Annotated in this window: 20 protein-coding genes; 10 read left to right on the top strand and 10 right to left on the bottom strand. The window is 47.3% G+C overall.

Annotated features, from left to right (window positions below):
- Positions 1–97: 97 nt before the first annotated feature.
- Positions 98–1,075, bottom strand: a complete 978-nt coding sequence (gene hpsE, locus NC996_RS20885) for a hormogonium polysaccharide biosynthesis glycosyltransferase HpsE (protein WP_190436068.1) — start codon at positions 1,073–1,075, stop codon at positions 98–100.
- 124 nt (positions 1,076–1,199) lie between these two features.
- Complete coding sequence (gene hpsE, locus NC996_RS20880; RefSeq protein WP_190412193.1) at positions 1,200–2,228, bottom strand: hormogonium polysaccharide biosynthesis glycosyltransferase HpsE; 1,029 nt, start codon at positions 2,226–2,228, stop codon at positions 1,200–1,202.
- Positions 2,229–3,128: 900 nt separating this feature from the next.
- On the opposite strand from hpsE (NC996_RS20880), the gene NC996_RS20875 reads away from it, so the two are divergent.
- Positions 3,129–3,320, top strand: a complete 192-nt coding sequence (locus NC996_RS20875) for a hypothetical protein (RefSeq protein WP_190428861.1) — start codon at positions 3,129–3,131, stop codon at positions 3,318–3,320.
- A gap of 100 nt (positions 3,321–3,420) precedes the next feature.
- On the opposite strand, the gene NC996_RS20870 is transcribed toward NC996_RS20875, so the two are convergent.
- Complete coding sequence (locus NC996_RS20870; RefSeq protein ID WP_190684295.1) at positions 3,421–4,896, bottom strand: leucyl aminopeptidase; 1,476 nt, start codon at positions 4,894–4,896, stop codon at positions 3,421–3,423.
- Positions 4,897–5,041: 145 nt separating this feature from the next.
- Between NC996_RS20870 and NC996_RS20865 the strand changes: the two genes are divergently transcribed.
- From NC996_RS20865 to tatC, 5 genes are all read left to right on the top strand, one after another.
- The gene (locus NC996_RS20865) at positions 5,042–6,148 is read left to right on the top strand and encodes a class I SAM-dependent methyltransferase (protein ID WP_190668189.1); all 1,107 of its coding nucleotides are present in this window, start codon (positions 5,042–5,044) and stop codon (positions 6,146–6,148) included.
- A gap of 48 nt (positions 6,149–6,196) precedes the next feature.
- Entirely contained in the window at positions 6,197–8,425 is a 2,229-nt protein-coding gene (locus NC996_RS20860) for a transglycosylase SLT domain-containing protein (protein ID WP_190684292.1), read from the top strand.
- A 755-nt stretch (positions 8,426–9,180) separates the two neighbouring features.
- Positions 9,181–9,390, top strand: coding sequence for a hypothetical protein (locus NC996_RS20855; RefSeq protein WP_190436084.1), 210 nt, complete (start codon positions 9,181–9,183; stop codon positions 9,388–9,390).
- Positions 9,387–11,651 (top strand): transglycosylase SLT domain-containing protein, encoded by a 2,265-nt coding sequence (locus tag NC996_RS20850; protein WP_190684288.1) that lies wholly within the window; start codon positions 9,387–9,389, stop codon positions 11,649–11,651. The genes NC996_RS20855 and NC996_RS20850 overlap by 4 nt, the downstream gene beginning before the upstream one ends.
- 242 nt (positions 11,652–11,893) lie before the next feature.
- A complete protein-coding gene (gene tatC, locus NC996_RS20845) occupies positions 11,894–12,697 on the top strand; it encodes a twin-arginine translocase subunit TatC (RefSeq protein WP_190412185.1) in 804 nt (267 codons plus the stop codon).
- Here the strand turns inward: tatC and NC996_RS20840 are convergent.
- Both NC996_RS20840 and NC996_RS20835 read right to left on the bottom strand, forming a co-directional pair.
- Positions 12,658–13,002 carry a hypothetical protein gene (locus NC996_RS20840; RefSeq protein WP_190684285.1) on the bottom strand — a complete coding sequence of 115 codons (345 nt, stop codon included), beginning with the start codon at positions 13,000–13,002 and terminating at the stop codon, positions 12,658–12,660. The genes tatC and NC996_RS20840 overlap by 40 nt on opposite strands.
- Before the next feature lie 230 nt (positions 13,003–13,232).
- Entirely contained in the window at positions 13,233–13,550 is a 318-nt protein-coding gene (locus NC996_RS20835) for a DUF3067 family protein (RefSeq protein WP_190412183.1), read from the bottom strand.
- Positions 13,551–13,786: 236 nt separating this feature from the next.
- Here NC996_RS20835 and petC point away from each other — a divergent pair, with 236 nt between their 5' ends.
- Complete coding sequence (gene petC, locus NC996_RS20830; RefSeq protein WP_190412182.1) at positions 13,787–14,326, top strand: cytochrome b6-f complex iron-sulfur subunit; 540 nt, start codon at positions 13,787–13,789, stop codon at positions 14,324–14,326.
- A 175-nt stretch (positions 14,327–14,501) separates the two neighbouring features.
- Complete coding sequence (gene petA, locus NC996_RS20825) at positions 14,502–15,491, top strand: cytochrome f (protein ID WP_190684282.1); 990 nt, start codon at positions 14,502–14,504, stop codon at positions 15,489–15,491.
- A 205-nt stretch (positions 15,492–15,696) separates the two neighbouring features.
- Here the strand turns inward: petA and NC996_RS20820 are convergent, their stop codons facing one another.
- The gene (locus NC996_RS20820) at positions 15,697–16,488 is read right to left on the bottom strand and encodes a cobyrinic acid a,c-diamide synthase (protein WP_190524891.1); all 792 of its coding nucleotides are present in this window, start codon (positions 16,486–16,488) and stop codon (positions 15,697–15,699) included.
- Positions 16,489–16,733: 245 nt separating this feature from the next.
- Between NC996_RS20820 and NC996_RS20815 the strand changes: the two genes are divergently transcribed.
- Positions 16,734–16,958: a hypothetical protein gene (locus NC996_RS20815; protein WP_190684279.1), complete on the top strand. Its 225-nt coding sequence runs from the start codon at positions 16,734–16,736 to the stop codon at positions 16,956–16,958.
- A gap of 144 nt (positions 16,959–17,102) precedes the next feature.
- On the opposite strand, the gene NC996_RS20810 is transcribed toward NC996_RS20815, so the two are convergent.
- Together NC996_RS20810 and NC996_RS20805 are read right to left on the bottom strand one after the other, a co-directional pair.
- Complete coding sequence (locus NC996_RS20810; protein ID WP_199302991.1) at positions 17,103–18,341, bottom strand: EcsC family protein; 1,239 nt, start codon at positions 18,339–18,341, stop codon at positions 17,103–17,105.
- Positions 18,342–18,544: 203 nt separating this feature from the next.
- Complete coding sequence (locus tag NC996_RS20805; protein WP_190412178.1) at positions 18,545–19,309, bottom strand: hypothetical protein; 765 nt, start codon at positions 19,307–19,309, stop codon at positions 18,545–18,547.
- A gap of 212 nt (positions 19,310–19,521) precedes the next feature.
- On the opposite strand from NC996_RS20805, the gene NC996_RS20800 reads away from it, so the two are divergent.
- Positions 19,522–21,111 carry a glycoside hydrolase family 57 protein gene (locus NC996_RS20800; protein ID WP_190412177.1) on the top strand — a complete coding sequence of 530 codons (1,590 nt, stop codon included), beginning with the start codon at positions 19,522–19,524 and terminating at the stop codon, positions 21,109–21,111.
- 12 nt (positions 21,112–21,123) lie between these two features.
- Here NC996_RS20800 and NC996_RS20795 read toward each other — a convergent pair whose 3' ends face one another.
- Entirely contained in the window at positions 21,124–22,530 is a 1,407-nt protein-coding gene (locus NC996_RS20795; protein WP_190684275.1) for a CHAT domain-containing protein, read from the bottom strand.
- A gap of 357 nt (positions 22,531–22,887) precedes the next feature.
- On the bottom strand, positions 22,888–24,282 hold the full coding sequence (locus NC996_RS20790; RefSeq protein WP_199302996.1) for a hypothetical protein: 1,395 nt from the start codon (positions 24,280–24,282) through the stop codon (positions 22,888–22,890).
- Between the last annotated feature and the right edge of the window lie 842 nt (positions 24,283–25,124).

Here is a 25,124-nt window from a genome sequence, read left to right as displayed (position 1 = left end):
GATTAATTGAACCTTATTAAAAGTCAACGGTTATGAGCTTAATAAAATCAATTAACAAAATTCCTCGAACTACTTAGTTGTAATTCTTGTATTTTTACTAATTTTTCCCTGTTAGAAATTTCATTTGCATACTTTTTTTCAAAAAATAAAATGGACTCACTAAACTGCTTAAGAAGAATTCCATTTCGCAAGCAGCAACCAGGTCAGTTTTCAACTTACCTCTATATTTAATTAGTTGAAGAATGGCTCTACGCAGGTTTCCTAAAAGGATTCTGGTAATAATAATTGGCTTTTGCCAATTATTAGCATTAATCATGCGTAGCTGACAAATACTTAAGCCTACCCCCCGAATCAGGGTGATTAAGTAATCTTTCTCTAGCCGCCACTTGGGAATTTGATGATAAATACACATTTCGGGGTTGTACCAAATTTCCCAACCAGCGCGTCCGATGTAGAGTAGCGCTTCAAAATCTTCTCCTTTGGCTGCCAAGGATGACCCAACTGGTCCCTGAAGAACAAGTTGAGCGGGAACGTTGTCTAGCCACACTTGCTTTTGGACAACTAATCCGGCTCCTGGAGGAAGGCTTAAATTCTCCGGGTCGTATAGATTAGGTTTTGAACCTCTTTCTTTCAGTGCCAAAAAAGATTGAATTCTTTCAAAGTTTTCTGGCGGATAAACTTCAAATTCCCCTTTTATCTGGCCTCCAAAAGCACCCGCTTTTGGATGAGATTTCCCGAAGGAGTAGGCTGCTGCTACCCAATTTGGGTTCGGAAAATTATCATCATCCAAAAAACCAATAAAAGTACCTCTTGCTTCCTTAATGGCGCGTAGTCTTGCAAACACTGCGCCTTGCTGTGGCTCAAAGTAATACATGAGCGGATATGCTTGAGGCCAGTTAGATTGATATTCTTGAATGATTTTGGCGGTGTTGTCAGTACTATTGTTATCGACGACAACAATTTCCCAAGAAATCTGCTCGGTGCCTACCTGCGATCGCAATCGCTCCAAAACGGCTGGTAGAAGCTTTTCCCCGTTGTAAGTGCGAATTGCTACAGTAAAGTCTACCTTAGACATATCTACAAGCCCAGCCCTGATTGGGGTTCAGAAGTTGCCTTCAGAGTAGCCGTGGATTGAGCTAGCGTCAACCCCCACGGCTAATTGTTGTCTCCAGTCCAATTTTAAATTTAACCAACCTTTCTTATGGGGCAGTAGATACTTTGCGATCTACCAGTCCCGGTAAAGAATTAATGTCTTCTCTCAAGCCAAATATTTTAGCTTGTCCAAGTTCTAAGTATTTATTTTTGAAAAGGAAAAAGGGACTAATCAAGCTAGATAACAGTAGTTCCCGCTCGCAAGCCGCAATCAAATCTCTTTGATCTCCTCGATATTTAATCAGATGGAGCATTAGTCTGCGGAGATCGTTGAGCAGGTAAGCTGGAAAAGCTACAGGTCTTTGCCAGTTCTTCAGACCGAGCATCCGTATGTGATACCGACTTAAACCCACGCAACGGATGAGAGAAATTAGGTAATCTTTTTCCAATCGCCAGCGGGGAATTTGATGGTAAACACGCATTTCGGGATTGTACCAGATTTCCCAACCCGCGCGCTGAATATGCAATGTGGCTTCCAAATCTTCGCTGGCTAACTTAGCTTCTCTCCCCTTGTGATTGAGGACGAGGCGCTTAGGCACGTTCGCAAGCCAAGCTTGCTTGCGAACCACTAATCCTGCCCCTGGAGGCAGGATCTTCTTGCGTGGTTCGTAAAGGCTGGCTTCCGCACCTCGATCCACTAATGCCAAGAAACAAGCGATTTTTTTAAAATTTTCAGGTGGCTCGATTTCAAAATTTCCTTGGATTTGGCTACCGTAGGCACCCGCTTCTGGATGCGCTTGACCGAAGGCATAAGCAGCAGCAACCCAGTTAGAGTCAGGCAGATTGTCATCATCTAAAAAGCCAATTAAAGTGCCTCTGGCTTCTTCAACAGCCCGTTGGCGAGCAAATGCAGCTCCTTGCTCAACTTCCAACGTGTAGTGTAGCGGAGCAACTTCTGACCAGTTGGCTTGATATTCTTGAACAATTTTTGCGGTTTTGTCGGTGCTGTTGTTATCAACAACAATAATTTCCCACGAAAAGTGTTCGGTGTTGATCTGCTCTCTGAGTCGATCGAGAACTTCGGGTAAACGCTTTTCACTATTAAAGGTGGGAATGGCTACTGTAACGTCAACCATAAGTTTTGACCGGTTTTTTGAGTAGATAGATGCCGATGTTGTGTTAGTAGAGCTTGGGTGAGAACACCAACTTCAAAACGATGCAGATTAGTAGTACCTACTGCTCTTGCACTGTCCCCTGAATGGCGTGGGGTACGTCAAGCTTTGTAGGAGGCCTACTAAATCTTCCCCGCGATAATACTTAAGTAGACTGACAGCGGAGCGGTTGCTGGGTTAAGCGATCGCTCTCTCGTTGCAGTCAACCTCAGTTATCTTGGTTAAATCTACACCATTGGATCGGGGTTTTTACGGAAAACTTTCTTAAAGCTTCATAAGATTTTACCCAATACTTACGAACTCATCTACACATGGGTTAAGTATCTTTACTCAAGCTTTAAATTTCCGGGTTTTGTGGGGACTCTTGTGAAGTTTAGATAAAGTTAGATTAAAAGGCTCGCCAAAAACGACTTTTATCGTCAGTCCATATCTTAAAGAGATGCGCACGTAATATCATCTGTAATAAGACATAAATGGGATTCGGCAATCGAGCCTTTGGGTATACCCATATACTTCACCGTGGCGAGCGAGCAGATAAATTGCCTAAATTCTCGTGGTGTTGGGGGTAGCCCGCAGGCATCCTCTGGCAGTGAGTCCGGGTTCAGCAGTGACCGACTCCAAGGGTACAGCAGAAATTAGCGAATCCCTGGACGTGGGACACGGCAAGCCGTCTACTTCACCCTGGCGGGAGACACGACCTAATTAGGCTCGTTCCGTTAAAATATTTGGAAAAGTAAATCTTTAATGTCTTTGAGTTGGAGGGTGCGGCTTCTCCCCTCAAAATGTGCTGAGTATTGAGCATTCTCTTGCTTGGCTCAGTTCTCAATCCCGAACAAACTGGGGTGTAGGTCGCGCAAGTATTTGATGAATTCAGAAAACCGCAAATTTACACCGGAACAATCTCAGTCACAGCCAGAACCAGTGCCGCAGCTCAAGCGCACCGTTCATCCAGACAGCCTGAAATTTATGAATATGGCAAAAGAGATTCTCGATAGCCCTGCTGTTCAACAAGCTGTTGAGGGTGAAAAGCAAAAAACAAAAGACGGGAACGAATGAGTGATGGAGTTGTCGTAGGGACACAGGCAATGCCGTGTCCCTACGACAACTCACCATTCCCGATTACCAATCCCTGGATAATCGGGATGTCTCGGAGATATCAGTGGCTCAGGACCCAGTTGACGAGGGTGCGGACACCGTAACCCGTAGCACCGGAATTGTTGACACCGTTCTCTTTATCTGCCCAGACGGGACCGGCGATGTCAAGGTGCGCCCAAGGTGTCTCTTGGACGAACTGCTTCAAAAAGAGGGCAGCCGTAATCGAACCACCCGGACGAGGGCCGGTATTTTTCAGATCGGCAATCGGAGACTTGATGCCTTCAAAGTATTTCTCTTCCATCGGCATCCGCCACAGCTTTTCCCCTGCCTTTTCCGATGCTTGCAGCAACTCTTGAGCAACTGTGTCATCGGGGGTAAACAACCCAGCAATATCATCGCCTAGGGCAATGACGCAAGCACCCGTCAGGGTGGCTAAATCGACAATGGCATCAACGCCGAGCTTTTCCGCAAATACCAGCGCATCGGCTAAAGTCAATCGACCTTCCGCATCCGTGTTGTTCACTTCAATCGTTTTGCCATTGGATGCCTTGAGGATGTCGCCTGGGTGCATGGCGTGACCGCTGATCATATTCTCAGTGACGGCTGAGATAAAGTGAACTTCAACATCTGGTTTGAGTTGACCAATCGCCTTCGCCGCGCCGAGGGTAGCCGCAGCACCTCCCATGTCCATTTTCATGGTTTCGATGCCACTACCCGCGCCCTTAATGTTTAGACCACCCGAATCGAAAGTGAGACCCTTGCCGATGATAGCCACTTTCCGGCGGGGTGTTCCTTCTGGCTTGTAAGTGAGATGGATGAATTTAGGGGGCATATCGGAAGCTTTGGCAACACCGAGGAACGCCCCCATGCCCAATTTTTCGCACTCTTCTTGTTCCAGAATTTCCAACTGGAGGTTGTGGTTAGACGCGATCGCTTGTGCGGTTTGAGCCATCGTTATGGGAGTGCATTCATTCGGCGGTGCAGCAACCAGTTCCCGCGCCAGAATCACCCCCGAAGATAGGAATTGAGCGCGATTAATGGCTTCTTCCTGACCTGCCAATCCGAGTAAATCCACCCGCTCTAGCTGCGGCTCCTTATCCTCCGGTTCTGACTTAAAGCGATTATCCTGATGAAGAGCTAGCAGTATCCCTTCAGCGATCGCGCCAGCCGTTGCATCGGGTGCCTGATTCCACACCGGCAGGCTAATCCCCAGGATTTTACTCTTTTCCTTCTTCGCTAACCGCGCGATCGCCGCACCAAGTCGCCGCAGAGTATCCGGTTGAAAAGCCTCTGCTTTCCCCAGTCCTACCAGAATAATTTTCCGAACCGGGCTACCCGCACCCACGCGGGTGACGGCACTACTCCCTTCTTTTCCCTTAAATTCTGTTTCTGCAATCAGTTCGTTCAGCGTACCGGCAAACTTCTCATCCAGCACCGCTAAATCGTCTGTCACCTCTACCGCATCCTCAAAAAAACCAAGGGCGAGAGCGTCCCCAGCCCAGTCCAAACGCGGCGTATCAATCGCTCGAATATCCATCCCCGGCTCTTACCTTAAAGCACTACCTGTAACAGTATTGCTTAAAAATCATCAACAAGACTCGTCTGCCCACCCGCGTAACTTGTCCCCTGTAGATACACTTTATAGGAATACAGTTTTTCCGATTGGACTTAGGAGCGGATTGATGGTTTCAAAAGCTAGGGGAGAACCCCAACCTCTTTCGTCGCCATCCAATGCGCCAGTTCCTAGCAACCAGTCGGTAGCCCGCCCCGATCCGAGCGTGCTACAGCAAGATCTCCAGAGACAGTTTAATCATCATTCCTCTGCCCGCGGTGAACTGACGATGCCCTGCGTGCCATCAATGCTAGATTATGCACTCAATCGGCTAGTGCGGCTGTTTGAGGCGATTGGTCGCCAACTCTCTCCTGAAGAACTGCAAAAATTGCGCGATTTGATTGCATCTAATATTCAAGAAGGTTTTCTGGCTTCTCCTCATGCTCGATTAGTCATTCAGTACCAACCCGATCCTACTTCCTTAAATAGCCTCACCTGTAACGTCTCAACCAGGATTTTATCGGTTGCCCAGGAGTACCAGCAGTGGATTCAGAACCGAGAGCCGCCCCTATTTGGTAGTCACCCAGACGCGAAAGTCATGGCAACGGCTGCCCAATTTAGAGATCCGGCTCGGAACCCAATTCTTGATGTGGGAGCAGGAACAGGTCGCAATAGCCTTCCCTTGGCGCGAAAAGGCCATCCGGTTGATGCTTTAGAATTGACTCCTGGTTTGGCGGAACAAGTGTTAAATGCGGCAGTGGCGGAAAATTTACCGATTCGAGTCATCCAGGGTGATATCCTCGACCCCCTGGTGAGAATGCGACCCGCTTATTACAAATTTGCAATTGTGGCGGAAGTGGTGTCTCACTTCCGGGATAACGATCAAGTCCGCTTACTCTTGGCGAAAATGTGCGATGTTATCCAAGGTAGCGGTCTGTTGCTGTTCAACCTCTTCTTAGCTGTGGATGGATATGAGCCAAACGATCGGGTGCGGGAAATGTCACAGGTAGCGGCATCGTATATCATGACGCGATCGGAGCTGAAGCGAGCGATGGAGGACTTACCTCTGGAAATGCTGTCAGATGAGTCTGTGCTTGATTATGAGCGCGCTCACCTTCCGCAAGAGGCATGGCCCCCAACTAATTGGTTTGTATCCTGGACGAGCGGACGTGACGTGTTTCCCATCCAAGAAACCCCTCCGATGGAGCTGCGTTGGATTCTCTGTAGACGGTACTAACGGAATACAAGGTTGTTGCCCTTTTTGGGTTGGTAAGGATAAGGATCGATGCTAAAGCTTGCACAGAAAAATAAAATTTTGCTAAGTGTTGGAGCCGGACTACTAGCGCTAGTCGCTGGAGCAACGCTGTCAGTCCCGCAATTAACCAGTTGGCTGGAGAAATTAACCCCGAACGGTCAGTCCCCCGATAAAACCCTTTTGAATCCGGGGAGCCAATCCAAGAATGTTTTGCCATTGGCGTCACTACCGGCGGCACAGCGGGGCGCACAACTCGAAGCGATCGCCAATGGCACCCCATCCCCAGAACGCAATCGCGCCCGCTATCTGTTGGCGAACGATTCGCTCCAACAACAGCAGCCTAAAAAAGCGATCGCGTCTTTGGAAGGATTGGAGGCAGACTATCCGGTTCTTGCCCCTTACATCGCCCTGAAACGCGCCCAAGCTTACCAACTTGCCGGGGACAAAGCAAAAGCTACCGCAGCTTGGCAGAATTTACTCGAAAGTTATCCCGATAATCCGGTCGCCGCAGAAGCGTTGTTTGTGTTGGGGCAAACGAATCCGAAGTATCGAGAACAAGCGATCGCTCAGTTCAAAAGCCATCCGCGCACCCTGGAAATTGTGCGTTCTTCCCTGAGTAAGAATCCCAATCAACCCAGATTACTCTTACATTTAGCCAAAAATGCTCCAGGCGACCCCGGCATTCTCCCGATTCTGGATCGGCTGGTGACTTTGCAGGAAGCGGCGCTCAAACAGCAAGGTACAGGGCTACTCAAGCCAGAAGATTGGCAAGCGATCGCTTATAGCTATTGGGAAAACGGTCAGTACCGCAAAGCCGGACAAGCCTACGCCAAAGCCCCCCGCACCTCCCTCCACGCCTACCGCATTGGGCGCGGACTCCATCTGGGCGAGAAACGAACCGAAGCGAAAATTGCTTATCAACAGATGATTCAGCAATTTCCCGATGCCAAAGAAACCGGACTCGCTTTGAGGCGTCTGGCTTCTTTATCATCCCAGCCACCGGAAGCGATCGCCTATCTCGACATCGTCATCCGCAAATTTCCCGACGAAGCCGGTGAGGCACTCCTCGCCAAAGCCGAAATCCTCGATCGTCTCAACAGCGACAAATCAGCCGCAGAAGCTCGTCAATTGCTCCTGACTAAACATGGCAGTTCCGATGTCGCGGCAGAATACCGCTGGAAAGTCGCCCAAGCCAAGGCGACTCTAGGGGATTTCTTAGGGGCTTGGCAATGGGCGCAACCAATCGCCAACCAAAACCCCAATCATATATTGGCTCCCAGAGCTGGCTTTTGGGTCGGCAAATGGGCCGCCAAACTAGGGCGTCAGCAGGATGCAAAAGCCGCTTACGAACACGTCCTGGCAAAATACCCCCAGTCTTACTATGCGTGGCGATCTGCCGTCTTGTTGGGCTGGGACGTTGGTGACTTTACCACCGTGCGTCAATTGTCCCCGCAGGTGGTGCGACCTGACGAGCATCCCATCTTACCCTCTGGGTCTGAAACGTTGAAGGAATTGTACCAGCTCGGTCAAAAATGGGATGCTTGGACGCTCTGGCAGGCAGAATTTCAGAACCGGATGCAGCCAACCGTTGCCGAACAATTTACTAACGGCATCATGCAGGTGGGATTGGGCAACCACCTGAAAGGAATGAACCTGGTCTCGACTCTAGAAGACCGAGAAACACCCGAAGAGCAAGCTGAATACAAAGCAATCCGCAAACAACCAGTTTACTGGCACACCTTGTATCCGTTCCCGTTCTTGGAAATTATCGAAAACTGGTCGCAACAGCGCCAGCTCAATCCCCTGCTTGTCACCGCCCTGATTCGGCAAGAGTCCCGATTTGAGCCAAAAATTCGTTCGGTTGCGGGTGCAGTTGGCTTAATGCAGGTCATGCCCGGAACCGGCAAATGGGTGGCGGATAAAATTGGCGTCAAGCAATTTAACACCGAAAATCCCAACGATAACGTGAAGCTGGGTACCTGGTTTTTAGATTTTACCCACAAGGAATACAACAATAATTCCTTGTTAGCGGTTGCCAGTTACAATGCGGGTCCCGGTAATGTATCGAAATGGCTAAAAGAGAAAGGGCCATCTATCGATCCTGATGAATTTGTCGAAGAAATTCCCTTTGAGGAAACTAAAGGCTACGTCAGACAGGTGTTTGGGAACTACTGGAATTACCTTAGATTGTACAATCCACAGGTTGCCCAGTTGGTCGCCAAATATTCGGATGGTCAGCCAACTGCACTCAAAAATTAATCAAAGACTTCTTGCAAAAATCTTTTAAATCGTGTAAAAGCACAATTTTATTTAGCCTGCTCTCGTCTGGCTTTGTCATTTTTGCAAGAAGTTTCATATATCCTGAAAACTTGAAGAATTTTTAAGCATTTCTGGGCAGCTTCTAGCAGGTAATATCTGCGGCTATCCAGTGATTGCTGAAACATCCGCGTGTCTACTCTCTGTTGGGGGATTTTCTCCCAGATGTGAGGGGATAATATAAATTTTTCATGAATTTGTGTTAATCAATTTTGAACACCGTTGTTCTCATAGAAGCGATCGCTTGCTGCCTAAAATTTCCTCGCGCCCACTGACGGGGATCACTAATCTTCGGCTGTTCGCTTAAATCGATTATCCTGGTTTAGATAGAGTTCCATGTCAATGGCTGCTGAGTAAAGCAGTCAGCGCGGGAGCTTGTATCACCCAATAACCAGCGAATTCAAAGAGTTTTGCGCTTGTGCTTCATTCATTAATCGGGCACAAGCCGCGGCTGCTTTGTAAGAGCTGTCTAATTTCAACGTTTATTGTTTAGTTCCATAAGCATGATGACCGCGAATCAGGCTACCGGAACCCAAGCGTATGATGGCACGGCTACCAACTTTAAAATTAGGCTCTCAAATCAGGGGCTGCAAAATACTCGCGATCTTCTCATCGCTCAAATTTAGAATGCTGGTCAATTCCATCGCTTCCTTAAATCATCCAAATGCCAGGGGATCTCCCTCAAGTGCAAACGCGGCGTGTCAGTCACGCTTTCCTTCCATTCTTTTTTCTCTAAAGGATTTTTACCTATTAGCGATAAAGAGTCAACGAGCCGCCAGTTATTAGAAGGATGGCTTGTCAATAATACGACCAGTTTGGTCTTCCATCTGGAAAAAGCAAATAACGAAATCGACGTTACTGAAATGCCAGATGGAGAGAGCAATGTCCGCCGCCAGGAGGTTACATGAGGAAGTCACGCTCGATTTTTGCTCGGAGAAAGTCACAGTTTAGTTTTTCTCGCCCCTATCAATCTAGACGGAGAAACAAAGTCGCGATCGCTGCGGGTGTGGGACTAAGCGCAATCCTTTTGGGAGCCACCTTTTTGCCAACTAAGTATGGCGTCTGGCTGGAAAAAGTAGTTGGCTGGGTGCCGATGCATGGGTACGGCAGTTTCTTGATGTCGGGAAATCAGATCGACAACTCTGCGATTGTGTCTTTAATCTCGCTACCCCCACAAAAGCGGGCATCACAACTAGAAGCGATCGCCACAGGGCCAAGATCCCTCGACCGCAGCCGCGCCCGTTATCTCCTAGCAAGCGATCTGATTGCCTCCAAACAGGGAGAAAAAGCACTGGAATGGTTAAAAGGATTAGAGTTTGAATATCGCGTCCTAGACGGACACATTGCTCTTCGGAGAGCGCAAGCTTACGAACTCACCGGCAACACCCGAAAAGCCAAGGCAGCTTGGGAAGGTTTGTTAAAATACCATTCTCAAGATCCCGTGTCAGTCGAAGCTTTATATGTGTTGGGGAAGACGGAACCGAAATATTGGGAAGAAGCCGTTGAGAAATTTCCCAGTCATCCCCGTAGTCTGGAAATCGCCCACGCCTTACTCAAAGACAATCCCAACCAAGCAAAATTGATGGTGTCGCTGGCAAAGTATGCCTTTGACACTCCAGGAATTACTTCAGTGCTAGATAAGTTGATAGGTTTGCCAGCAGAGCAACTCAAGCCAGAAGTATGGGAAGCGATCGCTTTAGGCTACTGGGGAAACCGGAAATACGGTCAAGCCAGTACCGCTTATGCCAAAGCCCCCCGCACCCCCCACAACGCCTACCGGGTCGCTAGGGGACTCGATCTCGCCGAGAAGAAAGTTAAAGCCCTCCGCGCTTATAAAGAGGTGGTGCAAGACTTCCCAAATGCTGACGAAAGTGCAACCGCGCTCATCCAGATCGCCAAAATCGGTCCCGCTATCGAGGCGGTTCCTTATCTCGACCAAGTTATCAGTCAATTCCCCGACCGAGCTGGCGAAGCCATCCTATTAGAAGCGAAAATTCTCGATAGTCTCAAAAGTTCCGAATCCGCAGCTGCTGCGCGTCAATCATTACTCACCAAATATGGCAATACCGATGCCGCGGCAGAATATCGGTGGAAATTGGCTCAATCGAAGGCGCGTGGTGGAAATTACCAAGAGGCGCTGCAAATCGCCAAGCCGATCGCCACTCAGAATCCTGATAGCGAATTAGCTCGTCGGGCGGCTTTTTGGGTGGGTAAATGGTCAAACAAGCTGGGACGCAAGCAGGAGGCGAAAGCTGCTTTTGAGAACGTCGTGGCGAAGTATCCCCAGTCTTACTATGCTTGGCGGTCTGCCGTCATGCTGGGCTGGGATGTGGGAGACTTTAACAGCGTGCGTCAGCGAGATCCGAAAGTAGAATGGCCTGCCAAGCGACCGTCATTGCCCGTGGGTTCTGCTGCTTTACAAGAACTTTACCAAATGGGTCAAGGCAAAGATGCCTGGAGGCTCTGGCAAGCGGAGTTTGAAAACCGGGTCAACCCAACGGTGGCAGAACAATTTACCGATGGTTTGCTTCGGCTCAATATGGGAGACCACTTGCAAGGAATTGCTAAAATCTCCAGCTTAGAAGACCGTGAGAACCCGGAGGAGCAAGCACAGTACAAAGCTCTAACACAACAAATTGCTTACTGGCAGGCTTTGTATCCGACTCTCTATGTCGAAGCAATTGAAAACTGGTCTCAACAACGTCAACTCAATCCCTTGCTCGTGATCTCTGTCATCCGACAGGAATCCCGCTTTGAGCCAAAAATCCGTTCCACTGCCGGTGCGGTTGGCTTAATGCAGGTGATGCCGGAAACCAGTAAATGGGTTGCCGAAAACATTGGCCTCAAGAAATATAGCCTGGAAAATCCTAACGACAACGTTAAATTAGGCACCTGGTATCTGGATGAAATTCACGATCGCTACAAAAATAACTCCATGTTAGCGATCGCAAGTTACAATGCCGGTTCTGGTAATCTGTCAAAGTGGCTCCAAGGCAAAAAAGTCAGCGATCCAGATGAATTCGTCGAAGCCATTCCCTTTGATGAAACGCAGGGTTATGTCAAAAATGTGTTTGGCAACTACTGGAATTACTTACGCCTGTACAATCCGAAAATCTCCCAACAGGTAGCAAAATACTCCGAAGGTCAGCCAACCGCATTCAAAAATTAAAAATTGGAATTTGCACTTAGGCGCGATTAAAGATCGCTCTTTAGGGAATCGGGAATTGGGAATTGGAAATTGGTAAAAACCCATTTTCGATGACCGATTCCCCATTACCAGCTTTTAAGAGTGGCGTTGATTTCCATTTCTGTGCTTTGTTCAATTTTTAAGGGTCGGTGAGCCATGCGCGATCGCACGGTACGGATGACCCGGATACAATAGTCAAGAAATCTTCAAATCAAACTTGACCGATGACGCTTCCTTCAGAAGTCGATACCGCATCCCAGCTAAATCCAGGCCTGGAGCCGGAATCAGCGAACCGCAATCTAGAAGATGAATACCTTGATGAGCTGCCCGCTGAGATCGAGATGTCTCTATTCGACCATCTGGAGGAGTTGCGGCGGCGGATTTTCTATGCGCTGATTGCAGTTGCCTTAGGTGTTATTGGCTGCTTCCTTTTTGTCAAGCCAATTGTCCAACTGCTGGAAGTACCGGCGCAGGGCGTCAAGTTCCTCCAGCTGGCACCGGGAGAATACTTCTTTGTCTCCATTAAAGTTGCTGGTTACAGTGGCTTGCTCGTAGCCAGCCCCTTTATCCTGTACCAGCTCATCCTGTTTGTTCTCCCAGGACTCACTCGCCGCGAACGCCGCTTAGTGGGACCCGTTGTTTTAGGGTCGGGTGTCTTGTTTGTGGGGGGACTGGCATTTGCCTATGTAGCATTAATTCCAGCCGCTCTGAATTTCTTCATCAGTTACGGGGCAGATGTCGTCGAGCAGCTGTGGTCAATTGACCGATATTTTGAATTCGTGTTGTTGCTGATGTTTAGCACCGGATTGGCATTTCAAATTCCGATCGTTCAGCTGCTACTCGGCTTTTTGGGAATTGTCTCTTCTGGGCAAATGCTATCTGGCTGGCGGTTTGTGATCCTGGGAGCAGCAATTTTGGGTGCCATCCTGACGCCTTCCACCGACCCCCTCACCCAAAGCCTCCTCGCGGGTGCCGTCTTGGGACTCTACTACAGCGGGATTGGCTTGGTTAAGCTCGTAGGGCGCTGAGATCGGCAAAATACGATGCAACCTGGACGAGTTAATTTTTGAACTGCCTCATCTTCGGCTCTCTGGAGTGCTGCTGTATTGGGAATCGCCCTGAATAGCTGCACTCGACGAACCTCAAGGGTGAAATGGCTGAGCTGAACATTTTCAATCTTGTCTTCAGAAACATTTTCAGATGAAAATACCTTACAAAGCCGAGGGCGAATTGAAACCCTTGGCTTTCCCTTGTCTTGGCTGAAGCGAGCTTGCAAGAGGGTTCGCCTTACAACTTTCCCGTTGGTAATTGTGGTGCTGCGGTAAATTTCCATTCAGAAATTTACCCATTCTGCAATGAGTTCGTCAACGTTGATTTGAGAAGTAGGAGCTTCCCAACCCAAAAACCCTCATACATCAAAATCTTTTAAAAAATAATTGACTAAGCACTTGACAACAGGTGTCGCTATTGCGAATCAAAAGATAGTTTAGGTATGCAGTGAATGCGACAATAGTGCCAACAGGAAGCTGTCGTTCTATTGAGTGAGAATCGCACGCACGGCTCCTAAAACTGTTCGAGCATCCACTCCGAGGCTCGCTCGCCCAGGTCTAGGGGGATGCTGACTGCTTTACCGAGTCGAGGGCGATCGCGCGTTTGTTCAATATAATGTTGTACTTGGTCAGCTCCACCCCAAGCATGAAGATACTCGGCGACAGTCTCCAAGTGCGCTATGTAGTCTGCCTCCGACAGCGGAAAAGACGCCTGTTCTAAGTATTTCCACATTACCTGGAGGAAAATTTTGCCCTGAGTCCGCCTGATCTGGATATCGTATGAGCGTCCCCACTTGTCGATCAGGAGTTGGCGAAGGTCTTGTCCTGTCATAGTTTTATCGCAATTACTTTTCTTTACATTTCGTCATAAATGGAGCGCTTCTTAAATTAATGATACGGTGCAAAAGAATGTAATAATACCCTTAGCAAGGCTGTAAACCTTTCTACAAAAGGGTTTGTGGCGAACAGGCTTGCGACTTGCTTGGTATATATTTATTGGGCAAGTTTTAACAAAATCTGGGACTTAGCCCAGGGTTGTTCACATAGCTATACACTCAGACGTTACTCATGGCTCAACTTTCTAGCTCGTCAGACGTTCCCGATATGGGGCGTCGTCAATTTATGAATTTGCTCACTTTTGGGACCATTACAGGAACAGCTCTGGGGGCACTGTATCCCGTTATTAAGTATTTTGTCCCCCCTTCGAGTGGTGGAACGGGTGGTGGTCTAACTGCCAAAGATGCCATCGGCAACGATGTCATTGTGAGTGATTTTTTAGCTAATCATAATCCAGGCGATCGCACCTTGGTTCAAGGCTTCAGAGGCGACCCCACCTACATTGTCGTGACCGAGGAGAAAACCATTGACAATTACGGCTTAAACGCCGTCTGCACCCACTTGGGTTGCGTTGTTCCTTGGAATTCTGGTGAGAACAAGTTTATGTGTCCCTGCCACGGTTCCCAGTATGACAGCACCGGCAAGGTGGTACGGGGACCCGCACCGCTGTCTCTGGCACTGGTTCACGCTACTGTGGCGGAGGACAAGGTTACATTAACGCCTTGGACGGAAACCGACTTCCGTACCGGCGAAAATCCTTGGTGGACATAAGGTCATTAGTCATCGGTACTTAGTTATCAGTCATCAGTTAGTCGTCATGGGTCATCGGTTGTTTGTAACCGACCAAAAACGAAGGATGAAAAGGACAAAAAACTAAGAACGAAACCTAAGGACAAAGAACTGATAGATATTGTTTGAAATTCGACCCAGAATCCCTTCTTGAGAGATGAGAAAAGTTTCTTTATCGGCGATATCCAAAATAGGCAAACAGGCGATTTGCAAAACCGTCCTGGTTGCGATCGCCACCGTGTCACTACTCCTCGCCAGCGATCTAGCCCTTCCCCACTCAGCGAGTGCCTATCCCTTCTGGGCGCAGCAAACCTATCCTGAAACCCCTCGCGAAGCAACGGGGCGGATTGTGTGTGCTAACTGTCACCTCGGTGCCAAACCCACACAAATAGAAGTTCCCCAATCGGTTCTCCCAGACACCGTCTTTGAAGCCGTCGTAAAAGTTCCTTACGACACCAACACGCAGCAAGTGCAAGCGGATGGTAGCAAAGGTCCCTTGAACGTGGGTGCCGTGTTAATGTTGCCAGAAGGCTTCAAAATTGCCCCCGAAGATAGAATTCCTGAAGAAATGAAGGAAAAAATTGGGGAACTCTACTACCAACCCTACAGCGAAGACAAAGAAAATATTGTCATCGTTGGTCCCATTCCAGGCGATCAATATCAGGAAATTATCTTCCCCGTTCTGTCTCCCAATCCACAGACCGATAAGAAAGTTTTCTTCGGTAAATACGCGATTCACGTGGGTGGCAACCGGGGTCGCGGTCAGGTTTACCCCACAGGTGAAAAGAGCAACAATTCCGTCTATAGCGCTTCCGTAGCGGGTCGCATCACTTCCATTACCCAAGCTGAAGAAGGTGGCTCTGAAGTCACCATTCAACCAGCAGAAGGCAATGCAGTTGTTGATACAATTCCCGCAGGTCCAGAGCTAGTTGTCTCCGAAGGACAGGAAGTTAAAGCTGGCGAAGCGCTGACCTCCAATCCGAACGTCGGTGGATTTGGTCAAATGGACGCCGAAATCGTTTTGCAAAGCCCCACCCGGATCAAGTGGTTGATGGCATTTATTGCTGCAATCATGTTGTGTCAAGTCTTGCTAGTCTTGAAGAAGAAGCAAGTTGAAAGAGTGCAAGCTGCTGAGATGAATTTCTAAGTTTGGCGTTGTACTGAATCATTATGAGACAGGCATTTTGCCTGTCTTTTTTTGCGCTCAAAAATAACGTACTTGCAAGCCTCCTCTACCTTTGCAACTTTATGGAGTAGGGAGGTTTCAGTCATCCCAGGCTATAGCACTGCATACCCTGTGCTTGGCTAACGCGATCAACCTAATAAAGTTTTAAGCCCAAAGCAAATTAGGATTATTTAAATACACCTTCTTGTTCATCCTCAAAGATATATTCATAGTCAAAAACTAAAGAGTTGAGATGTCGAATAATTGTAAAACCAAAATGAGTAACTAAATCCGTATTAAAAGTAGCGATGACTAGCTGTATTAACTTTTTCTCACTAATTACAGGTTTTTGTACGAAATAATTACGTTTGTCAAAAAATCGACTTTTAGGACTAGGAACAACGATTGCATTAATTCGATGAGCATGTTGAATGGGTTTTATATAAGTATTTAAAAACTCTTCTTGATTAATTTGTAGCTGGTATAGTCTTTCATGCTGCAACCAGCTCATTTTAAACATCATTTTAATCAGTTCAAACCCCAAGATGTAGTTAAATACGTTGTTGCGTTCTTCTGAACTTAGAACTAGCCGCAGAGCTGATTCTAAGTACAATTCGGGCTGCCTACTTACATCTTGAGCTGAATGAATATAAAACTGTCTAATATAACTTCTTAAAACTGATTCATTTAAGTCTAACTTAAGGTGAAATTGTGTTAAATAGTCTTGGACCCGTTGCTGAGTATTTTTGTCTTGAAGTCTTTTGGCAACTAAGCCAGTAGCCGTATAATCATCCAGAAATTCGGCTTGCATTTCTGGAGTAGCCGCACACATTAGATGACACAATGACAGCACATAACGGCGCTGGCTCCAAGGCAAGCTTTCGGCCCATTTTTTGGCTTCGGGCGGGAGTTTATCAAGAATACTTTCTGATTCTCCAAGTTCAAACATCGCCGCTATTTGAGAGATTTGTTCAGTCATAACCAGAAAGAGTTATCAGTAAGTATACAAACCTAATCATCAAGAAATTCAAACAACCGAACAATTCTTAAGTTGAGTTAAAAATTAATTTTTTAAATTTATTTTTACCTGCCTATTTAGTTACTTGGAGTTCCTAATTTTTATGAATCTCGTCTCTTGTACCAGGAAACGTTTCCTGCAACGTTTATCCTGCTAGGAAAGAGAAGTAATTCTCCGCTTTGATTACAAGAGAAAGAAGCTGAGGGGTGAGTTTTTCAGAGGCAAGCGATGAGGCAATCAAACTTAAACTTATTGATGCTGACGTAGCGCTACAGAATATAGTCCGGGCAGAGAAGTCGTACCCCTGGTTGCACACTTTGTTGTTCATCAAAGCTGCAACGCTAGTGCGTGCTTCTTCCCCGGCGCTGGTTCGTTGTCGAAAATTCCACTGTTTCGTCATGGCTAGCAGCGATCGCAGGAGAGAAATTTAGTTCGTCTCCCTCCTAGGATTCCCAGATCAAAAGCTTGACTAACACTCAAAAGACAAAAACGCACTAGATTCGTTCCCCAATCTTCGCTTTTTGAAGCAGACTGGAGTGATTAGAGCGATCGCGCACAAGCGTTAGTAGAGTCTGTCAGCCTTGTATCGAACTGGCAATTTTTTTAATTGCTTCTACGTCAACATCAAATTTTTGGGTAATTTTTTCAATGACTTGGGATTCTGCTGGCGTTACTGCGCTATCTAGTTGGGAGATTGTATGGCACTGAGCTAACAGCGGCAACGCATAGTCCCGATTGAGTTGATCTAGAAGCGTATCTAAAGGCTGTTGTTGATTGATGTTATTGGCGATCGCTTCTAGAGAAGCAGGGCTAAGTTTGGCAGCTTGTAACGACGGTAAGATATCTTCCCAAGATTTGCCCGGATGACTCGCCACGATGATATGAACCAGAATCCGATCCATAATCGCTTGTTGCGCGATCGCAGTTTCTAAATACTTCTCACTTGCTGCCTGAGACTCTACCAGCTTTTCCGTCGATGCCTCAGAATGCATCTGTGCCTCATAAAAGCGACAAGCCGCATACCCCAGCGCATAGATCATCGTCGCATTCGCGCTAGCACCGATTGCCGCACCTGCTACTGGCGTCGCTTTTAACAAACCCAAACCCGCCTTAATTGCACGAGAACCGCCCAAAGACAAACCAAAGATTCCCAGCACTTCACCCTTACGCGCGGGATCTTTCAAATCTAATCCATAAGCCGCCGCAATCTGATAAACCATCTCCGACTGCAATAGCGTCGTTGCTGCCAAATCAACCGTCAGCAACGCCAATGCTGCTCCCGGCAACAAGCTAGTCGCCAGTCCCATCCCGCCTCCATAAACCGCTTTCTCCATCATCAGACGATGGGCAATCTGATTCGGTTTTTCGTCGGGATACTTTTGCTGTAGCTTTTGAACATCCGCTTCAGCTTTTACGACATCAACTTGATTGATAATTCCCAGCAACCAATTCGTGGGTAACGCCTTCGTGACGTGCCGCAAAAATGAGTTGTCGCCCACAAAAGTCACTGCACGCCCTGCGCCTTGTGTGGTTTGTTCGAGCAATTTTTGCGCTTGTTTTCCCGCCGCTTGGGCTACCCCAGTCGTCGTTGTCGCCACAGCTTTCCCTGTCTGGAAGGCAGTGTTACCAACTGCCATGCCGACTCCGGCTACTGTTTTCGCCACTGCTTGCCCAGCAGTCGCAACTGAATCGAAGAACGATGGCTTCTTGACATCCGTGGATTGCGTTAAAGATTCCGCATGGTCTGTTTTTGAGACAGAAGTTGAGGAGTTTGCTTCTGTCTCTTCAGACACGATTCCCGGCTTGTCATCCATCGTTTAATTCCTATTGCCCGGTGGGTTTATCTGCGAGCATATCTCACTCAAATTCGATTCCGCCTGTATCGGGGGAAAGAAAAACCGCGAACTTTCAACCAGATTTAAGTCCCCGAAAGGGATTTAAATCTGGTTGGGAAACGCGATTGCCTTCTATCGCCTTCTATCGCATAAGAGAGATTGCTAGCGCTTTCTATCGATCTTTAGCGGGCGCGAGGCAGATTGGCAGCAGGAGACACCTGCAAAATCCGGCTATCTAGCTTGCGAACCACATCTCCTACCTGCACCGCAGGCTTTTTCCCATTGACGTACATCACCGCTGTTAGCGCTCCTGTCGAATTTCGGCGAAAAGCAGCGATATCCATCCGCACAGGTTGCTGTTGTATCTTCAGAGCCAGCGTCATCCCACTAGAAGCATTCCCCAAGTTATTCAGTTCCGGCAGGGGTTTGTATTCTACAACTTCTAGTCCCTGGTATGCTTTGAGTCTCTCCCGCAGTAGGCTCAACATCTGTTGTTGCTTCTGAGGGTTCTGCATTTCTTGCAGACCCGCATCAAAATTAGCTTGTTCGGGCTGATTTGGCATATTTCCAGTGAAGCCCAAAACGATTTGGTAGTTCTCCGGATTAACGAAAGCAAAGAAGTTCTCCGGCTTCATGTTCGCTTGCGTTAGTTGTTGTCTGAGAACATCCAATTTGGAGGCAATCTCAACGGCTACATCCGGTGGGAGTTCCTGAAACCCAGCAGGCAAATCTTCTAAAGTCAGCTTTACCTCAGACGACGCTGGTTGAGTGGTCGGTGCTGGGGAGGCTGCCGGGGAGGCTTCTGAAGCTGGTGCGGATGGAGCGACTTTTGGTTCTGGGGCGGGTGTTTGGACAGGTGCTTCTTGGGCAACAATAAGGGGAGTGGCGAACGTAGATTGAAAAGAGCCACCAACGCAAAGAGCGCCGGTTAACAGGCTAAGTGTCAAAGTTACTTTTTTTAGCACAGGTTGAACTTTACGCTGATTTCAAAACAGAGCAGGCAAATCGATCGTCAATTACCAGGATAGGCGAACCACCACCGGAACTTATTGGGAATCCCCGCCGAATGCTGACTCGCTTTCGCCGTAAAATCTTAAAATAAATTCAATTTTGCCCAGCCTGCTTCAATTTCATGTCCATCTAAGACCCCAGAATTACTATGCCCATCGGCTATCTTGCTCTTGTTCTCCATGCCCACCTGCCCTTCGTGCGGCATCCTGAAAGTGACTACGTTCTGGAAGAAGAGTGGCTGTTTGAAGCCATCACCGAAACCTACATTCCTCTGCTGCACGTATTTGAAGGCTTAAAGCGGGACGGCATTGACTTCAAGATCACCATGAGCATGACACCGCCTTTGGTGTCGATGCTGCGCGATCCGCTACTGCAAGAGCGCTACGATGACCACTTAGCGAAACTGGAAGAACTCGTTGAACTAGAAGTTGAGCATAATGCGAATAACGGTCATATTCGCTATCTTGCCGAACATTACGTTCATGAATTTAGCGAGATTCGTCAAACCTGGGAACGCTATGACGGCGACTTGGTAACGGCGTTTAAGCAATTTTTAGATAGTAATAACCTGGAGATCATCACCTGCGGCGCAACGCACGGCTACCTGCCGCTGATGAAGATGTATCCTCAGGCAGTCTGGGCACAAATTCAGGTCGCAGTAGAACACTACGAGCAAAACTTTGGGCGTCCTCCTAAAGGGATTTGGTTGCCGGAATGCGCCTATTATGAAGGGTTAGAGCGGATGCTCGCTGATGCGGGATTGCGCTACTTCCTGACGGATGGACATGGTATTCTCTACGCCCGTCCCCGTCCCCGCTTTGGCTCTTATGCACCCATCTTTACAGAAACCGGAGTTGCTGCCTTTGGTCGAGATCACGAGTCTTCCCAACAGGTGTGGTCTTCGGAAGTAGGCTATCCCGGTGCGGCGGAATATCGGGAATTTTACAAAGATTTGGGCTGGGAAGCGGAATACGAATACATTAAGCCCTACATCATGCCCAACGGTCAGCGGAAGAATACGGGCATCAAATATCACAAGATTACTGGGCGCGGTTTAGGGTTGGGCGATAAGCAACTTTATGACCCTTATTGGGCGCGGGAAAAGGCTGCTGAACACGCTGCTAACTTTACCTATAACCGAGAGCGGCAAGTTGAGCATTTGCACCACATTATGCAGCGTCCGCCAATCATTGTTTCGCCTTACGATGCGGAATTGTTTGGTCACTGGTGGTACGAAGGTCCTTGGTTTATCGATTATCTGTTCCGCAAGTCTTGGTATGACCAAGGCACGTATCGGATGACGCATTTGGCTGATTATTTACAAGAGAATCCTACGCAGCAAGTCTGCCGTCCTTCTCAGTCGAGTTGGGGTTATAAAGGCTTCCACGAGTATTGGCTGAATGAAACGAACGCATGGATTTACCCGCACTTGCATAAGGCAGCAGAGCGGATGATCGAGCTGGCGCGGCGGGAACCAGCGGATGAGCTGGAGTGGAAAGCGCTTAATCAAGCGGCGCGGGAAGTGCTGCTAGCACAATCTTCTGACTGGGCGTTTATTATGCGAACCGGAACGATGGTGCCTTATGCGGTGAGAAGAACGCGATCGCACTTGATGCGTTTCCACAAACTCTACGACGAAATCAAAGATGGCAAAATCGACAGCGGTTGGCTAGAAAAAGTGGAGGAAATTGACAACATCTTCCCCGAAATCAACTATCGCGTCTATCGACCTCTTTAATTCAATTAAAAATTACCAGGGGCTGCCGACTAAGGTGAAGGCAGCCCAATAGTAGGGATGCGATAGATTCACGTTCTGAATTCCTGCCAGTTCTGGCGGCAGGGATATCTCCCCTCTAGAACTGTGCAACTGACCATCTTGCCAGCGTACTTTCCCTTGCAACATCCCTATCTGAGCTTGCCTGAGCGCCTCTGCTTTAATCGGCGCAGCTTTCAGTTGCCGATAAAACTCTGTCATCAGCGCTAAGGTTCCTTCATCGCTAACAGACCACAAACTGGCGACAGCAGACTTCGCTCCAGAGTTAACGGCTAACCCCGCAAAGCCTAATTCTGCTTGTTTATCGCCGAGAGCAGTTCTACAAGCACTCAGGACTAACAGTTCCACGGGTGGAGAGTTCCACCGTAATTGCCGCATCTTATCCAGTGTTAGTTTCGCGTCCCATAACTGAACGTAGGAGTTGCTCGGGTCTCCCGGCTCGAAGAAAGCATGAGTCGCCAAGTGAATAATTTTATAAGGTTCTGAGGCGCGTTGCGATTGCAGATTCGCCAGGGTGAATTGTTGGTTTAAGAAGAATTTACCCTGCCATAGCTTTTGCGCGATCGCAGATAACTCCACTGGCACCGCAGGCAAGGGAGTTTGCTCCTTAAATTTTGACGCACCCATTGCTAGAACTTGCGAATTCTTCAGAGAGACATAGAGAGTATCTGTCAGTTTGAAGGCAGGAATGCGCCCAATACTATACTTTTCCACCAGAAACTTTTGCCCATCATGGAATGCTGCCAGCGGTATAGTCCGCAAACCAGCACCCACACAAAAGATTAGCGTGTCTATCTTATTTGTTTTTAAATCTGCCTCCAGTGGCGCAACGATCCACTGATATAACTGCTGCGCTGCTGGCAGGTAGCGGGTACTATTCCGATGTCTGGGATCTACGATATTTTCTCTAAACTTTGCCGCTTCTTTGAGCAGGACTTCACTCTTCGCTTCCGAGATGCGCTTGTGAATCGGTTGATTCCCCGGAGTAATCAACACCAGTTCTAGTTGTTTTGCTCTAGGCACTACATAAATTAGAGCAGGCTTTTGACCCGTTTGAACCGCGATTTTGCCTAGAGTATCGGCGACATCCTTTGCTGTAATTGACTCGTCGGAGAAATTGAGCCGAAAGTAATCTTCATATTGTTTTTCCCACGTTTGCTCAATTTGCGGCACTATATCCGTTAAATTTTCTCGGTCGAAAGCATTGTCTAATTTGGTGGGGGTAGCAGCTTGTGCCAGAAGAATCTTCCCTTCCGCACCAGATACGGTGGCAGTAGTATTGGGTGCTGGAATGATTGCTTGTGCCTGTACCCGTTCTGTGCTGATTCCCACCAGGTGTAGTACTGCTAGCAACAAGCTAACACTACTCACGATTGATTTCATAGCGGCCTCGCTAATTTTGAGATGACTGGAAGATTAAGCTTAAGCGATGCACTTCACGAGTGGATATAGATAGTGTTAGCGCATATTTTTTCGAGTAACAGCAAAGACAGCCAAAGTTCTACTATTTGGGAGCATTTCAATTGTAAAAATTTACATAGAAGGGGTTCTATCCTCTCTTTAAGCATCGCAAATAGGATTTCTCCCTTCCCTTATCTCTCTATTCCCTCGTTTTCCGGAGAGAAGATAAGAAATATAGCAACATCTGAGTTGCGTAGATGCCACTCTCCGGGACACGGCAATACCGTATCCCTAGCTCATTCCAGGCTAAGTTTGAAAAAAAACTGGTAAATTCTTAATCTATCGCCGAACAATTTGGTGCAATTGTTCCACTTCATCTAAGATTTTATCCATTCCGGCTTCGGCAATGCCTTTAACGTAGTTAATTTTGATTTCTTCTAACATATCTACCAGTAAAGATTCGATTTCCTTAAAGTTGTCTTTTTTCTGTAATTCCACCTCTAAAGCTTTTCCAAAGTTATCAATTAACCGAGTCGTTAATTCTGTCCCGACTGGATCTTCAACTGCTTTCAGGGCGTTGCTGTAAGCAGTTTGAGATAAATTTTTAGCGAGATTTTCACTAATCTGGCTAGGTAAACGGCTCAAACCCGGAATATTTTGGAATTGCTGAAAAACCGGAAATTGATTGAGACTACTTTCTAGACTGTGATGTACTAAAGCTTCTAAATCAGGCTGAATTTTGGGGAGAACATTATGGACACTGAGGTTAATCAGGCGGGTTGCGATCGCTTGCACCTCATTAGTGTTATTGATATTAATATAGGGGCGGCTATTCCCCGGATGAAACAGCCTGCGTGCGAGATCGCCGCGTTGAATCGCTCCTTGCATTTGGTTAATTACCTGTATCCCCATAATTTCAGTCAATTCTTCAGCGAAGTTAGCTACAAAATCATGGTTAATTTGCTGCCGTACAGGCTCAAAATTTAGTAATTCAGATTGATAGAGGCGAACCATTACCGGAATGACTCGCAGCCACCGCCACAAGGGTAGCAGCAAAAACAGGTCATACCATCGCCGCAGCATTCCCTGTAGCCAGCTAAAGTTAGGATATTGGCGTCTGATATAGAAAGTGCGAACCAAAAATTCGAGAGCGAATAAAATTGTAAACGGTAAGTCAAGCAACCAAAATTCATCAAAAAATTTCCCATTGATTCCCAAACTGCGATAGTAGTTAGTCTGAATCAGGGGGCGAGTTTCTGTATTAAAGAAGTTGAGTTCTTGCTGCCAACCGGCTTGGGAAAGATAAGCTTGACTCCAAAATTCATTAAAGGCTTGATGTGCAGATTCCTTACCCACGCGATCGCGCACTTGATTCTTAATTTTTTCTAAAGCACCGCTTTTCTTCGCCAGCGCAAATGGATTATCCTCAATCATTTCATTACTGCGGCTACGCAAGTCCTGTACCAAGCTTTCTACCTCTGCTGACTCTAGCCCAGTCTGCATCACTTGCTGTTCCAGTTCGTTCACCCGATTGAGATAAGCCTGTGTTTCTCGATGCGGTTCAATTCCTTTAATTGGATCGTACACCTGAATCAGACTGGGAATTTCCCGAAGGTAGAAATCACGCCAGGGTATATAACTGAGGTCAAACAACACTAAAACAAAGTTGATCGTGGCAATGATTGCCATCAATCTTTCAAACCAGCGGTGGCGGCGGACTGGAGGCTTTCTCATTGCGAATGTTAATTGCATAGATCTGTAAAATGAGTCTATTTCTTAAAAAAGTATGGAATTCTCTGGAAAAACTCGCAATCTATACTAGGAAAGTTGACGAATTGGTAATACTTTAGCTGCAACCAGGCAAGACGAATCCGGTTCATCGGGCTTTATTATACTTAGAATTCCTCATAAATCCGAGATGATTGGGGGGTTAGGGGAAACCTCCAGCATCGTGTTAAAAAAGAGTATTGTTATGATTCACCAATAGTGTACGAAAAGGGCTGTTCGCCTGAAGGGGAAAGCCACAATGATTCTGTTTTTGGTTATTCCAGTTGTCGATACAGCCAAATTTAGTGCCTAAGATGAGGTGGAAGTGACGATTATCACAAACCTGGACAGCGATTGTCACATTTAGGCACCTCTTTCATCACAAGACCGGATTAACCAATCGCTAATATTGGAGACATCTGCAATTTTTCAGTCAGATATAAGTGAGGAGAAGGCTATGAAAATTATCTTAACAATTCGGTGGTTAGTTCAAATAATTGTTTTGCAATTTATTACTTTGTGCGTGGCATCCATACTGCTGCTTTGGTTTGCCAGATCCGGCTGGTAATCGGTATCCTGCTATAACTCTGTCAGCGAGTCTAGAATGGGCTTAGTAACGATTTCCTTTTGCCAAATATGGGCACCACTCTAGGCACACTTTTAGTTTTCTTTTTCGTTCTAGCAGCTTCTGGACTTAGAGCTGATTTATAAAGTAAATCTGAAGACAGGGAGTGGATAGCAATGCCGCCAATACCATAAGTGGATGTTGCCTAAAACTGCGGCTATGACTAGAAAAGCCTATAAAAGCG

The sequence above is a fragment of the Trichocoleus sp. ST-U2 genome (assembly GCF_039961875.1).
In the GTDB taxonomy this organism is placed as follows: Bacteria; Cyanobacteriota; Cyanobacteriia; order Cyanobacteriales; family FACHB-T130; genus FACHB-T130.
Note: the sequence above shows the minus strand (reverse complement) of the source record. Positions and strands in the feature narration are given on the sequence as shown.

Excerpts from the sequence above, each read along its gene's own strand:
- NC996_RS20865 (WP_190668189.1), top strand. The coding sequence starts at position 5,042 with ATGGTTTCAAAAGCTAGGGGAGAACCCCAACCTCTTTCGTCGCCATCC.
- NC996_RS20800 (WP_190412177.1), top strand. The coding sequence starts at position 19,522 with ATGCCCATCGGCTATCTTGCTCTTGTTCTCCATGCCCACCTGCCCTTC.
- NC996_RS20820 (WP_190524891.1), bottom strand. The coding sequence starts at position 16,488 with ATGACTGAACAAATCTCTCAAATAGCGGCGATGTTTGAACTTGGAGAA.
- NC996_RS20870 (WP_190684295.1), bottom strand. The coding sequence starts at position 4,896 with ATGGATATTCGAGCGATTGATACGCCGCGTTTGGACTGGGCTGGGGAC.
- hpsE (WP_190436068.1), bottom strand. The coding sequence starts at position 1,075 with ATGTCTAAGGTAGACTTTACTGTAGCAATTCGCACTTACAACGGGGAA.
- NC996_RS20860 (WP_190684292.1), top strand. The coding sequence starts at position 6,197 with ATGCTAAAGCTTGCACAGAAAAATAAAATTTTGCTAAGTGTTGGAGCC.
- tatC (WP_190412185.1), top strand. The coding sequence starts at position 11,894 with ATGACGCTTCCTTCAGAAGTCGATACCGCATCCCAGCTAAATCCAGGC.
- NC996_RS20850 (WP_190684288.1), top strand. The coding sequence starts at position 9,387 with ATGAGGAAGTCACGCTCGATTTTTGCTCGGAGAAAGTCACAGTTTAGT.
- NC996_RS20835 (WP_190412183.1), bottom strand. The coding sequence starts at position 13,550 with ATGACAGGACAAGACCTTCGCCAACTCCTGATCGACAAGTGGGGACGC.
- petC (WP_190412182.1), top strand. The coding sequence starts at position 13,787 with ATGGCTCAACTTTCTAGCTCGTCAGACGTTCCCGATATGGGGCGTCGT.
- petA (WP_190684282.1), top strand. The coding sequence starts at position 14,502 with ATGAGAAAAGTTTCTTTATCGGCGATATCCAAAATAGGCAAACAGGCG.
- NC996_RS20810 (WP_199302991.1), bottom strand. The coding sequence starts at position 18,341 with ATGGATGACAAGCCGGGAATCGTGTCTGAAGAGACAGAAGCAAACTCC.
- NC996_RS20790 (WP_199302996.1), bottom strand. The coding sequence starts at position 24,282 with ATGAGAAAGCCTCCAGTCCGCCGCCACCGCTGGTTTGAAAGATTGATG.
- NC996_RS20840 (WP_190684285.1), bottom strand. The coding sequence starts at position 13,002 with ATGGAAATTTACCGCAGCACCACAATTACCAACGGGAAAGTTGTAAGG.
- hpsE (WP_190412193.1), bottom strand. The coding sequence starts at position 2,228 with ATGGTTGACGTTACAGTAGCCATTCCCACCTTTAATAGTGAAAAGCGT.
- NC996_RS20875 (WP_190428861.1), top strand. The coding sequence starts at position 3,129 with ATGAATTCAGAAAACCGCAAATTTACACCGGAACAATCTCAGTCACAG.
- NC996_RS20795 (WP_190684275.1), bottom strand. The coding sequence starts at position 22,530 with ATGAAATCAATCGTGAGTAGTGTTAGCTTGTTGCTAGCAGTACTACAC.